Source organism: Parabacteroides timonensis, assembly GCF_900128505.1.
GTDB classification, from domain to species: Bacteria; Bacteroidota; Bacteroidia; order Bacteroidales; family Tannerellaceae; genus Parabacteroides; species Parabacteroides timonensis.
In genome coordinates this window covers 3,128,382-3,141,689 of record NZ_LT669941.1, presented here as the reverse complement: position 1 = coordinate 3,141,689, position 13,308 = coordinate 3,128,382, and the positions used below count along the sequence as shown (strand labels likewise).

At 45.8% G+C, this 13,308-nt stretch carries 8 protein-coding genes; 6 read left to right on the top strand and 2 right to left on the bottom strand.

What is annotated here, in order from left to right; translation table 11 throughout:
* The first annotated feature begins 22 nt into the window (after positions 1–22).
* Genes BQ7394_RS20190 through BQ7394_RS20170 form a run of 5 tightly spaced genes read left to right on the top strand, consistent with a single transcriptional unit; the run spans position 23 to position 6,979 of the window.
* Positions 23–4,414: a cobaltochelatase subunit CobN gene (locus BQ7394_RS20190; protein WP_075559047.1), complete on the top strand. Its 4,392-nt coding sequence runs from the start codon at positions 23–25 to the stop codon at positions 4,412–4,414.
* Positions 4,415–4,416: 2 nt separating this feature from the next.
* The gene (locus BQ7394_RS20185; RefSeq protein WP_075559046.1) at positions 4,417–5,121 is read left to right on the top strand and encodes a hypothetical protein; all 705 of its coding nucleotides are present in this window, start codon (positions 4,417–4,419) and stop codon (positions 5,119–5,121) included.
* A gap of 8 nt (positions 5,122–5,129) precedes the next feature.
* On the top strand, positions 5,130–5,765 hold the full coding sequence (locus BQ7394_RS20180) for a MotA/TolQ/ExbB proton channel family protein (RefSeq protein WP_075559045.1): 636 nt from the start codon (positions 5,130–5,132) through the stop codon (positions 5,763–5,765).
* Positions 5,762–6,088 carry a DUF2149 domain-containing protein gene (locus BQ7394_RS20175; RefSeq protein WP_075559044.1) on the top strand — a complete coding sequence of 109 codons (327 nt, stop codon included), beginning with the start codon at positions 5,762–5,764 and terminating at the stop codon, positions 6,086–6,088. Before BQ7394_RS20180 ends, BQ7394_RS20175 begins: the two co-directional genes overlap by 4 nt.
* Before the next feature lie 45 nt (positions 6,089–6,133).
* Complete coding sequence (locus BQ7394_RS20170; RefSeq protein ID WP_075559043.1) at positions 6,134–6,979, top strand: hypothetical protein; 846 nt, start codon at positions 6,134–6,136, stop codon at positions 6,977–6,979.
* A 97-nt stretch (positions 6,980–7,076) separates the two neighbouring features.
* Here BQ7394_RS20170 and BQ7394_RS20165 read toward each other — a convergent pair whose 3' ends face one another.
* Both BQ7394_RS20165 and BQ7394_RS26095 read right to left on the bottom strand, forming a co-directional pair.
* Positions 7,077–7,904, bottom strand: a complete 828-nt coding sequence (locus BQ7394_RS20165; RefSeq protein WP_075559042.1) for an Rpn family recombination-promoting nuclease/putative transposase — start codon at positions 7,902–7,904, stop codon at positions 7,077–7,079.
* A 198-nt stretch (positions 7,905–8,102) separates the two neighbouring features.
* Positions 8,103–8,633 (bottom strand): hypothetical protein, encoded by a 531-nt coding sequence (locus BQ7394_RS26095; protein ID WP_210436537.1) that lies wholly within the window; start codon positions 8,631–8,633, stop codon positions 8,103–8,105.
* Positions 8,634–9,282: 649 nt separating this feature from the next.
* Here BQ7394_RS26095 and BQ7394_RS20155 point away from each other — a divergent pair.
* Positions 9,283–12,738, top strand: a complete 3,456-nt coding sequence (locus tag BQ7394_RS20155; protein ID WP_075559040.1) for a DUF6383 domain-containing protein — start codon at positions 9,283–9,285, stop codon at positions 12,736–12,738.
* Positions 12,739–13,308: the final 570 nt, after the last annotated feature.

Below are 13,308 nucleotides of genomic sequence, written 5' to 3'. Positions count from 1 at the left end.
ACAAACAACAAACCAATAAATAATGAAACGGAAATTGATTATTACAGGAGCACTGGTAGCTTTCGCATTGATCGCGTGGCTGATCTGGGTGAAGGTGGCCGGCACGACAAAGGTCGCTCTTGTAAACTTCCCCAACTATCAGGTTGCCCGAATGGCAAAATCCCTGGATAATGGTTTTATCGACCTGAAACAATTGTCGATCGACGATTTCGACAAACTAAATCGCTACGATGCGATCCTGATCTTCGGTATGGGTATCCGGATGACAGACGAACATCGTGCAGTACTGGAGAAGCTGAAGGAAAAGAATGTACCTGTCTTCTCCACAGCCGTAACCGATCCGGTAAACAATATCAGCAGTCTCGACTCCATCAGCAACAAGCGGGTGGCGGATTATCTTTCAAACGGCGGTTCCGTTAACTACCGTAGCTTGTTCAACTATATCCGTAAGGACCTGACAGGCAAGAGCGCCTTTACCGGAGAGATACAAGAGCCGGTGGAGATCAGCTCCGATGTCCTGTTCCATCTGGACGACGAACGGGTATTCGAAACCGTTGCCGATTTCGAGAAGTATTACAAAGAAAAAGGCTTCTATAAAGAGAACGCACCGAAAGTAGCTCTTATCGTTGGAATGGCAGGCCCGTTCGATACGAATAAAGATCACCTCGACTCCCTGATCGTCAGCCTTGAACAGCGGAATATGAATGTGTATCCTGTGTCCGGTTTTGCCGGTCGTCTGAAGATGCTGGAAGAGATCGATCCGGCAGCTGTTATTTATATGCCTCACGGACGTTTGTTGATGGGACAGGGCGAGAAGGCTGTGGAATGGCTGAAAGCGCATAACGTCCCGATGTTCTGCCCGGTCACTATCAACGATACGTACGACAACTGGATGGCAGACAAGCGCGGTATGGCGGGCGGCTTTATGAGCCAGAGCATCGTGATGCCCGAACTGGATGGCGGCATTGCCCCGTTTGCCCTCAATGCGCAGTTTATCGATAAAGACGGATTGTATCTCTTTAAGAATATCCCCGGTCGCCTGGCGCAGTTCACCGATATGGTATCCAACTACCTGCGCCTGCAGACCCTGCCGAACAAAGATAAGAAGGTAGCTATCTATTATTATAAAGGCCCGGGCAAGAACGCCATGACGGCTGCCGGCCTTGAAGTAGTTCCTTCCCTGTATAACTTCCTGAAGAAACTGGAGGCGGAGGGCTACGATCTCTCCGCTTTGCCTGCAACGGAAAAGGCTTTCGAAGCCCTGATCAACGAACAGGGCCCGGTGTTTAATGCCTATGCCGAAGGCAATATTCAGAAGTACCTGAACTCCGGTTATCCGGCTTGGGTAACCTCTCCCCAATACAGTACGTGGCTGGAAGACCTGTTGACTCCGGCTATGCTCGATACACTGGTCAACAAGCATGGAAGAGGTCTGGGTGACTTCTACACGAAAGAAGTGGACGGTATCGAACAGATCGCCGTTACCCGTATCGACCTGGGTAACGTGGTACTGCTTCCCCAGCCGACACAGGGCACAGGTGATAACTCTTTCGCAGCCGTTCACGGTTCGAATGAGATTCCTCCCCATCATTATATCGCCTCCTACCTCTGGGTGCAGAAAGATTTTAAGGCCGATGCCATGATCCACTTCGGTACGCACGGCAGCCTCGAATTTATTCCCGGCAAGCAGGTCGCCCTCTCATCCGACGACTGGACCGATCGCCTGGTAGGTTCGCTTCCGCATTTCTATCTCTATACCATCAGTGATGTAGGTGAAGGTCTGATAGCCAAACGCCGCAGTTATGCCACGACGATCTCCCATCTCACGCCGCCTTTTATCGAAACCGGCCTTCGTCGTGAAGTGGACGATCTATTGAACGACATCAAGCGTTACCTCGCAACCGACTTGCGCGACGAATCCCTGAACCTGAAGATCAAGAACAAAGCGATCGGCATGGGTTTACACCGCGACCTGCAACTCGACAGCATTCGTACACAAGCCTATACAGACGTTGAGATCGAGAAGATCGAGAACTTCGCAGAAGAGTTGTGTGCCGAAAAGATCGTCGGTGGTCAATATACGTTGGGCGTTCCATACGAAGAATCGAAGATCGCTTCTTCCGTAAAACTGATGTGCACGGAGCCGATCGCATACAGCCTGGCTAATCTCGATGAGGTACAGAAGAAAGTAACCCGCAAGCAAATCGAAAATAAAGCATTCTTCAACGAACACTATCTGGGCAAAGCACAACAAGCCGTTGCACGGGTGATGGCAAATCCTGCCCTGGCAAACGATGCTGCTCTCCTGGCACAGCTGGGTGTCTCTCCCGAAACGGTAGCAAAAGCTCAGATGATCAAGAAAGCTTCCGAACCCAAGATGAACCGGATGATGGCCATGATGATGTCGAAGATGGCAGAAGAGGCCAAAGACGGCAAGAAGCCGAAGATGGGACACGGCCATCCTGCCGGTATCCCTAAAACCGGAAAGATGCCCGACTCCGTGAAGAAGATGCTCGAAGAGAAAATGAAAGGCGAACAGACAGGCGATGCAAAAAAACAGATGCCAGCCGGTATGCCGGCTAAAAAGGACATGCCGACATCAAAGGATATGCCAACCTCAAAAGGTATGCCGGCAGATACAACGGGAAAGAAACACAAACCAATCGACGGTACTAGCGGAGCCTCCCAACAGATGGATACCGTTACCCGCGAACAGGTTCTGTTCTCCAACGCCGTTTTAGATATCCAGCATGCTATCCAGAACGTAAATAACTACCGCGAATACCTGCGTAACAGTCCCCAGATGGAACTGGACGGCTTCATCAATGCACTGAATGGTCATTACGTAGCCCCCAGTCCGGGTGGCGATGTGATCTCCGATCCCAACGTATTACCTACCGGACGTAACCTTTACGGTATCAATGCTGAAGCCACTCCGACCCCCGCAGCCTGGGAGAAAGGAAAAGAAATGGCGAATATCCTGTTAGCTGAACATGCCAAAGCGCATGGCGGGGCAACACCTCAAAAGGTCAGCTTCACCCTTTGGTCGGGCAGCTTCATCGAAAGCGAAGGAGCGACGATCGGTGAGATCCTTTACCTGTTAGGCGTTGAGCCTATCCGCGACCAGTTCAACCGGGTACTGGATATCCGTCTGATCGATATTAAAGACCTGGGTCGTCCTCGTGTGGATGTCGTCGTACAGACTTCCGGCCAGTTACGTGATGTCGCATCCTCCCGCCTTACCCTGATACAGAAAGCAGTGGATATGGCAGCCGCTGCCGGTGATGGTGACGATAACTACGTAGCCAAAGGCCGTAACGATGCCGAACGCGTCCTGTTGGATAAAGGCTTCTCTCCGAAAGAGGCCCGCGAATATGCTACCCAGCGTGTGTTCGGTGGTGCCAACGGCATGTACGGAACCGGTATCACCTCTATGGTAGAAAGTGGCGACCGATGGGAAAACGAATCGGAGATATCCAACGTCTACCTGAACAATATGGGAGCCACTTACGGTAATGAAAAAGACTTCGGCAGTTTCAAGCCGGGTATCTTCGAAGCGGCGCTTCAAAATACCGAAGCCGTAGTACAACCCCGTCAGAGCAATACCTGGGGCGCACTCAGTCTCGACCATGTCTATGAATTTATGGGAGGTATCAGCCTGACTGTCCGCAACGTGACAGGTAACGATCCGGATGCCTACTTCAACGACCTGCGCAACCGCCACCAGGCCCGTGTACAGGATCTGAAGTCTGCTATCGGTGTCGAAACCCGCTCGACTCTATTTAATCCTGTCTACATGAAAGAACAGATGAAGGAGGGAGCCTCTGCCGCCAACGCCATGTCGGAAACCATCCGTAACACATACGGCTGGAACGTCATGAAGCCGAAAGCCATCGACAATGAGATCTGGGATCAGTATTACGAAGTCTTTGTCAACGACAAACTGAATGTCGGTGTAAAAGACTTCTTCGAGCGCGAGAACCCCGCCGCCCTTCAGGAAGCGACAGCCGTTATGATGGAAACCGCCCGTAAAGGTTACTGGAAAGCGACTCCTGAACAGTTGAAGAATATCGCTACCCTCCATTCCGAGTTGGTAGAAAAATATGATGCCGGTTGTAGCGGTTTCGTTTGTGATAATGCCAAGTTGCGCATATTCATAGGCGAACAATTGTCGCCGGAATCGGCTAAACAATATCAGGGAAAGGTCGAAGCAGCCCGCAACGAAAGTATCTCAGGAGATGATAAAGGCGTTGTCCTAAAGAAAGACAAGAGCGTACAGACGAATGAGCCGGTGAAGCCGGAGAATATGTCGTCGTTCAGTCTCGCTCTGATAAGTTTCTTCTGGCTGGTCGTTATCTTCCTGCTTGTATTCTTTATCCGTAAGAGAACCCGGAAGAATAAAAGGAGAAAATAACAATGGATAATATCTTATTATTATTATCACTTTTCGCAGTCGTGAAGAGCCTGTTTATGACAAGCCTGTTGCCCAATCGCTGGTACAGGCTTGCCTTCAGCCTTTCGCTCGGCGCTTTTGTGATGCTCTGTCATCCGTATGCGATGGAGGTAAATAAGCTGGAGTTGCAGCGGGTATTGTCTACCCAGTCGGCCATGATGAACATTTCGCTCGTGGTGATGGTGGATATGCTCCTGTCCGGTTATTTCTGTATCGCCCGTATAAAGGACTGGGAAGACGGCAAATCTTTCCGCTGGTACACGAAGCTGTTCCGGTATATGCCGTCCCTATTGGTTTTCCCCGCTTTGTATTATATTCATATTACCTTATTCTTTACATTGACGGGATTCGACTTTATGAAGACAAGCATCGCACTGGCAATAGGAGTCACCGTAGTCTTTGGCCTAGCCTCTTTCTTTATGCGTAAACTGATTGCAGAGAAAGAACTGTTGATCGAACTGATCGTGATCCTGACCTTCTTTGTCTGCGTACTCGTTATCTGCTGTACGATCTTTCATCCGTCGGCAACTGTTTACAACCATGCTTCTCCTGTCGACTGGGTAGGATGTGCGGGGACATTGGGCGTATTGCTGGCTATCTTCTTTCTTGGATATATCTGGACACATGTTGTCCGCATTTATAAACAACATAAAAACACGAAACACTAAGTATCATTATGGAACAAGTATCAAATATATTATTCTGGATCTCGAACGGGCTGTTGGTTCCCGTTATTGTAGGATTGTTATTTTTCTTTGCTAAAAGTGTCATTATGCTGGGAGGCTTTGCCGGTCAGTATATCCAGCGTATCAAACAGGATAAACAATTACGTTTGCGGATGGATCAGCTGGATCATTCCACGATCCATACTTTTTCGGAAGAATTGAAAGAACAGCCGGATTCTTTGTTTACTCAAACAGCCGGACAATTATTGGCTACTGACAGTACAGCTGTTGCCAACCGCGTCTTGTCCGAATATGAAGTAACGGCAGATGCTGAACTCGGAAAATATAAGGTATTGGTTAAATTCGGTCCTATCCTCGGATTGATGGGAACCCTGATCCCGATGGGGCCGGCTTTGGCGGGGCTTTCTACCGGTGATATTTCATCGATGGCCTACAATATGCAGGTAGCATTTGCTACAACCGTACTCGGATTGTTCTCCGGTGCAGTCGGCTTTATCCTGTTGCAGGTGAAGCAGCGTTGGTTCACTTCCGACCTGGTGTATCTCGATTTCCTGTCGGAACTTTCCCGGGAGAAACCTGCTGCAACTAAAGCTACGTTAGTAACCTCTAAAGCCGTAAACGAATGAGTCGCCGCCGTATACTGAATGCAGCCGAAGACCATGATCCGGTTGCAATGTTGTCGAATCTGTTCGACGTGGCAATGGTCTTTGCCGTTGCCCTGATGGTGGCATTGGTTACCAAGTTCAACATGACGGAGATATTTTCGCAGGAGGATTACACGATGGTGAAGAATCCCGGTAAGGAGAATATGGAGATCATCACGAAAGAAGGTCAGACCATCACAAAGTACAAACCTTCGGAAAGCCAGGAGAAGTCGGGCAAGAAGGGAAAGAAAGTGGGTATTGCTTACGAAATGGAAAACGGGGAGATTATTTATGTTCCTGAATAGATTTATTATTACTTTTGGAACCAATAAAAATAAACACGTATATCAATGAAACTGACTTCACCCTGGACAGGTATCCTGTCCTTTCTGATCGTTCTTTTCACGATGCCGTTAGGACATGCCGCCATGATCCTGATGGAAAAAATGTTGGGTCATAACCTTCTCTATCCTGCGGCTTTCGGGCTGGGAGTGGTAGGTCTGATCATGTTGCTGATCGGTATTGTCACCCGCAAAGAGAGCTCGGCTACTTTTCTGGGGCTGTTCGGTGGACTGTTTGTATGGACGGGCTGGATTGAGTTCGGGTATGTCTACTTTGCCAACCGTTTCGGTGTGCAGCCGCTCATTGAAAACGGTGAGGTGGTGACGAAGCCGGAATATCTGATCATGCCCTCTTCGTATGGTTTCTGGGCGATCGTTATGCTGTTTTATATTTTTAGTACCCGTTCGGGATGTAACTTCTTCAACTGGATACAGCGTAAGATTCGTTACGGCCAGCCGGTGGAAGAGCTTCAACCGGTCGTTCGAAATGCAGCTATGACAACCTTTATGGAGCTGAATGTTCTGTTATGGACCTGCTATCTGATATTGCTTTTCTCTTACGATAACGAGTTCTTAGGCGACCGTCACCCTGTAACGATGCTGATCGCTTTCGGTTCGCTGGCCTGGTCGATCTATCTGTTTATTCGTTTACTGAAGATCAAGAAGCTGGCTTATGCCATCCGCTACGCCATCCCTACCGTTATCATCTTCTGGACTTTTGTCGAGATCCTGGGACGTTGGGACATCCTGACCGAAATATGGGTCGAACCTTCCCATTACTGGCTGGAAATGACAATGATGGCTGTGGCATTCCTTGTTCTGTTAGGAGTGTTGTTGTTCAAGCACAAGAAATAAATACATATAAAGAGTTCGCTTCTGATAAAAACAAAATCAGCCGGGTTGTTATGCTTTAAGACAACCTGGCTGATTTTATATATTATGCAATTACAAATTACAGTTCGTCAATCTCTTTCACTGACAATCCGGTACATTGGGCGATTGTTTCGATATTAATCCCTTGTTTTTTTAAGTTTGCAGCGATAAGGCGCTGTTCTTTCATTTTACCTTTCTTCTCAGCCTCTTCCACCGCATATTGCGTCGTAGCATGCCAGTCGCGGTAGATCTTCAGGTTCTCTTCGTAGACAGCACGTTCATGATCGGTCATGGTATTGAGGTTCGCCACGTCGAGCAAGCGTCTGAAAGCATCCTCTTTCTCCTTGAATGGAGACATATCAAATAAATTCATATTCTTCAATATATAAACTGTGTTTTCAAGAGGAGTCTTACATTCCTCTTCCGTTAAATTGAATAGGTCGAACGACAGATAAATCTGTTTCAGTTTGACTTCGCCAAAAGTTTTACCCGTTGCCTCGTCAGCCAGGATTACATCTGTTCGCCAGCTATGTAATTCCGGCAGGCTGAAGTTCAATAGGTAGATACCATAAACGGGAAGCAGGCTGTATTGCCAGTCTCGTCCGGTCTGTCCCTGACGGGAGACCATTCGACAAAGATAATAGAATCCGCGGTTAAAGAAGTAGCGTTGCGGGCAATTCTGCATCTCCAGGACGAATTTGCTCCCGTCCACGTCTTCGCAAAGGAGATCGAAGATCACCGTGCGTTGTTCTACTACTTCCGGTTGGATTTCTTTGTCGAGATAGGTCAGGTCTTTGACCTGGCGTTCACCCTGGAGGGCGGCATTGATAAAGTCAATGGCTACTTGTTTTACCCCGAAGACCGCCTTAAAGCCGGCATCGAGCATGACATTTACGTATCTTTCCATATGTTAATGGTTTTAATGGTCTGTTACCCAAAAGTGGGTAACGGGACAAAGATAGCAGTTTTTTATTTACAGTAATGCTTTGGGGCGTTTTTTTTCATGGGATGAAACCTTTTTCACTTGTCGCCTGTCTTCTTCAAAAATGTCTTGAATGCCCCTGCTGCCGGTAAGTAGAACTTTGCCGACAACAGGGTTTGTATTTTATTCCATCCAGTCGCCATCGGGTCCGCCATCGGATCCGTCGCCAGGTCCATCCGGCCCACCTGGTCCGCCAGGTCCTCCGGGACCGCCGTTACCCGGACCTTTCGGACGATTCTCTTTTATATACTTCTGGTACTTTTTATATTGATCGTCGGAGAGGATCTCTTTGACTGCTGCGTCGTGTTCGCTCATCATTGTGTCCATTTTCTCTCTCATTTCATCGGGAGAGAATTGCTCTTCGCCATCCCTGCCGGGTCGCATCTGTTGCATTTTCTCCATGAAAGCTTTCTCTTCTTCCTTGAGTTTTGTCACCTGATCGTCTGATAGAGCCAACTTCTTGATCAGTTTGTCGGTGATAAAAGAAGGAACTTCTCCTCTTTGCGGAGGGGCTTGATCTGGTCTTGGGTGGTTACAGCTGCAACAGCAGCAACCGTGCGGTTTGCCGGGGAAAGGTCCGCGGGGAGACTGTGCTCCGGCAGAAGCCAAAAGGCAGAAGGCAAATAGGCTTGTAATAATCATTCTCTTTTTCATTTCTCTTCCATATTATGTTGATTTGTCTGTGAAGTTAAATGACAATACAGGCAGATACAAACAAAATAGACGGACGGTGGGAGATTGTCTGTAAACGGAGAGTATTTCCCTTTGAAAAAGAGGTAGCGGAGATATTTGTCTCCGTTGCTGCAGGAGAGTCTGCATATATAATATAATAATGTATAGAGGGTACTGTAAAAGGGCTGAAAAGCAACTGATTTCTCAATATACTCAAAACTGTGAAAAATGCGTTGTTGATTATCAGTTAGTTAGCGGCGCTGTGTAAGGGCTTTTTACCTATGTTGTTTATATGTATAAATAGGGTTTAATATACTGTATTATATATTAGTACGAATATTACGTAATGACGAGAAAAAACGTTCCTTTTTTCTCGTCAGCAAAAGTACTGATAAGTTTTGAATAGGCAATTCTTTTCCTAAGTTTTTTTGCTTTGTTATGTTCTTTCTTATCAATCGAATAGCAAAGGTAGTACAAAAATAGGGGTTTTCCAAACAAACTTAACGAAGGCGGGAAACAATGACGAGAAAAAAGGAACGTTTTAGCTAGTCATTTGCTAAAACCTACCTGCCTGAAGACGGGGCGTAAATGAGTTTTTAGTAACACTATTATTAATATTAAATTTTAAATTATGAACAAAAAGTTTTCTACGTTAGTGGCTGTTCTTTTGGCAGCCGGTGCATGGAATACGCTGGACGCTGAGGTGGTGAAGATCACTAGTCCTAAGGTCGGCGGAAGTTATTTGATAGGATCCTCTATCGTTGAAGGAGATGAGACAAGCGGAAAAGTGGGGGACTTGTTACAAGTTTCTAATGCAAATAGTACTAGTGGTCTTTCTGCCGCAATCACTGATTTTACAAATGTATGGACATTCGAAAGTACGGGTGAAGCTGGAGAATTTTTCTTGACAGACGGAACTAACTATTTGAGTGCAGCTACGGGGAGTAGTGCAGTCTTAACAGTAGCGTCTGGTGCTACGGATGCTGTTAAATTCAAATTGGTCGGTAATAAGATCGTTGTAACTGGTGCTGATGGTGCTAATGCTAGCGATCCTGCTGTGGCGGCTGATATGGAGCTAAAACTGACGGCTGGTGCTATTGCAACATTGGTAGCTGCAGAAGGTGGTTCAACTTTCGAATTTGGTGTTTTCAACAAAGACCTGAAAGTAACTTCTGGTAATCAGTATTGCCATTTGCAAACAGCTATTACTGATGGAGAGTATTACTTCATTTCAGGGGATGGTGGTACAGCAAATACATTAAAAGATGATGGAACTAAAGGTACTCCTGTTTTTGGTCAAACTGCCGCCAGTGCAGTAACATCAGGTAATGTTGCTAATTATCTATGGAAAGTTGTTTCTGTTTCAGGAACTGATAGTAAAGTTAGATACAAATTCATCAATCTACATTCAGGAAATGAATTCGCTGTAGATGGTGCCAGAGAGTTCGTTGCAAATGATACTTATCAGGGAGCTGTTTCATTAACAATAAATGGCGTAGCTACCCAATCTCTTCAAGCAAACTTTACAGCAGGGGCTGCTGCTACTGCTGCTAAATTCGGTATCTACAAATCTCTTGCAGTAGCCAAGACCGCTGCTGAGCTGAATGCGATTTACAATAAAGGCTTTAGCTTAACAATTAAAGCAAACAATGACAAGACTGTTGACGGAAATGTTATGGCAGGCAAGACATTGTATGCTGTAACGTCAGGAAACAATATTGAGATCGTTGACAAGTTGGCTGCTGGTGGAACTGTTGCTGATGATGCTAACTATTTAATGGTGAATCCTACTGGTTGGGATGGTTCTACTGGTGAAAAGGCTAAGTTTGTATGGGTTAAAAAAGCAGACAAAGATAGTAAATCAGGTTGGTATTCTGAGTACCAGATCACTTCTCGTTCAGGTAGAATTGAATTGTCTAAGACAGAGGTGGAATCACTGATTGTTATGGATGGAACTACTGTGGTAGGTAATGCATATATTGCAACTTATTCCGATAACAATTATCTGACTGTTAAAAAAGATGCTGCTGCAAGCGAATTACCTTCTATTTCTCTGGGTGCAGATGATGTAGTGAAGGTTGAAACATTGTTGGGTAAGTTCTATAATGTGGCATTTGCATCAAAGAGCAGCGATCTTGATGAGGCTGATAAATACAAAGTAGGTCGCGTGTTGGCTATGGTTGATAACAATCAGCCTGTAGCTGCTCCTAAAGCTGGATTCGTGGTTGCTTCATCTGTTGCTGCAACTTCTCCCGAATCTCAGTGGGCTATCACTACTGCAGATCTGGACAATAACAGTTTCACATTGACAAACCGTGAATCGAAGAAGTCTGTTGCAAGCATTACTTTGCGTCATAAATCAGGTGATGCAGCTAATGTTTATACTGTAAGTGCAGATGTTACAGTAGGTGATGAAACTCTTAACGCTGGTGAAAAGATCACGTTGACAGAAGTTAAGAACATCACTAAGTATGACGGTTTCATGAGAACTGAACCGAATGCATTGAGAAATCAGGTATTCAATATCGGTCAGTATCATAACGAAACAGGTAACGTAACAGCTTACTGGGCTGAAAACCATACTAGCGACGGTACTCATAAACTGGGTGTTGTTACTGAAGGTGGAACAGACTGGAAACTGTATCTGGATATGAAACCGGGTGATTTGAAGAATGAAGTGGATACAGTATTGATTATTACTGAGCTGGCTACTTTGAAGAACGATGGTACAATGGGTGTTACTCCTGATACATTGGCTGTACTTCCGTACTTGATCCAGAATAACAGCAATCTTGAATATGTATTGTATAAAGGCAACAAGCTGAACTACTATGCTTGTGATGAATACAAGGATGTAGAAGCTAACGCACAGCGTTTCGCTTTGAAGATGAAACCGAACGGAACTTACAATGTAGTGACTATCGATGCTCAGCCTGCTACTTATGCTAAAACAACATCATTAGGTGCCAGCAAAGTATTCGTAGGAAACAGCGAACAGTGGGGTTCTTTGGATAACCTGAACGCTTATTCAAAAGACAACAACTCGTTGATGGTAGTAAAACCGAACGACAAGCCTGAATACCGCAAGGTAGCTAAAGACTGGGGCGACATTGTTAGAATCTATCGCGATGAATATTCTACAGAAGCATTGTTCGAAAAACGCGACGCTAAGTCAGTTGTAGAGAAAGATACTTTGAGCTTCCTGAATGTAAACAATAGCGTAACAGGTGCAAAACCGGGTCTGTTTGTCGATACAGCTTATGTAAACCGTGTAGATGCTAACGGTATTGTAAACACTTGCTACCAGTATCTGCTGGGTGTAAATGTTACGAAGACATCTGATACTTACTGTCCGGACGATGTAGAACATAACGATCCTGCATGGATTGAGGAACATGGTGTTTGTCCTCACGCAATTAAGACTCCGTTGGTTAAAGGTCGCTTCCTGATCAACCTGATCGACACAGCTAATGTATATGGTGCTACTCACCTGCACAGCAATCCGTATGTAAACGGTATTGAAGCCGGCGAACAACGTGCTAAGTTGTCATTCGTAGAAGGTGTTCATACAAACGATACACTGTATATCACTCGTCAGGGTGGCGAAGTTGTGAAGTTGGCTATGGACTCTCCGGAATTCAACATCGCTAAGTTTGCTTTCCGTTATGTCAATAATGCTGATGGTTCATTCAAGATCCAGACTCGTTACAAAGACTATAGTCCTGCTTCTACAAAGGAAACTATTGAAGAAACAGCAAACAACAACGGTTATCTGAAATGGATCAACGGTACAGTTGTAGTAGAAAAAGACTTCATCAATGGTGAAACATTCAACATGGAAGAAAACTACGATGGTCAGGCTGTTGCCAACGAAGATATCACAGCTTCTTCAATCTCTGTAATTGCAAAAGAAGGTGCTGTTATCATCAACGGTGCTCAGGGCAAGAAAGTTGTTATCAGCAACGTACTTGGTCAGACTGTTGCTAGCACAGTGATCTCTTCTGATAAGGCTGAAATCTCTGCACCGGCCGGTGTAGTTGTAGTAGCCGTAGAAGGTGAAGCCGCTGTTAAAGCAATCGTAAAATAAGAAACTATTTATAATCAATAAATTTAAATTGACTGCGTGGTGATATCGAATCAAGTATCCCGTGAGGGTGAACAAGCGGTCAGTATTAATACTAAAGTAATGAAATAAAGTTCTTCTGTTCGATCTCTGTGAAGAGCAACAACAGACAAAAACAAGCCCCGGAGGATTCGTCTTCCGGGGTTTCGTTGTTAGAAAAGGGTGAGCTTCAAGTAGGAGCAATATTTGAGTCTTTTTTATGAGGCGGAGCCTCATGCCGCAGGCTCTCTTTTGCCGTCGGTTTTTAACCGACGGATAGATTAAATGCTCCGGCTTTGCCGGATCCTCTGTGGGTTTTAACCCCTTTCATATAGGAAAGAAGCCCGGTTAATAAAGGGGCTTAAGCCCACAAAGGAAGAGGCTTTGCCTCCTGTCTTTTATATCCGTCGGTTAAAAACCGACGGCAAAAGAGAGCCTGCGGCACAAGGCGTTGCCTTCAACAAGGCAACGGCGCCTGTAAGGGCGGTTCGCGAACCGCCCCTACCAACGACGCTACATTCATTTCTGACAATAATTGAATATGAAATAAAATGA

Coding starts and splice junctions, on each gene's coding strand:
- BQ7394_RS20190 (WP_075559047.1), top strand. CDS start 23: ATGAAACGGAAATTGATTATTACAGGAGCACTGGTAGCTTTCGCATTG.
- BQ7394_RS20185 (WP_075559046.1), top strand. CDS start 4,417: ATGGATAATATCTTATTATTATTATCACTTTTCGCAGTCGTGAAGAGC.
- BQ7394_RS20180 (WP_075559045.1), top strand. CDS start 5,130: ATGGAACAAGTATCAAATATATTATTCTGGATCTCGAACGGGCTGTTG.
- BQ7394_RS20175 (WP_075559044.1), top strand. CDS start 5,762: ATGAGTCGCCGCCGTATACTGAATGCAGCCGAAGACCATGATCCGGTT.
- BQ7394_RS20170 (WP_075559043.1), top strand. CDS start 6,134: ATGAAACTGACTTCACCCTGGACAGGTATCCTGTCCTTTCTGATCGTT.
- BQ7394_RS20165 (WP_075559042.1), bottom strand. CDS start 7,904: ATGGAAAGATACGTAAATGTCATGCTCGATGCCGGCTTTAAGGCGGTC.
- BQ7394_RS26095 (WP_210436537.1), bottom strand. CDS start 8,633: ATGAAAAAGAGAATGATTATTACAAGCCTATTTGCCTTCTGCCTTTTG.
- BQ7394_RS20155 (WP_075559040.1), top strand. CDS start 9,283: ATGAACAAAAAGTTTTCTACGTTAGTGGCTGTTCTTTTGGCAGCCGGT.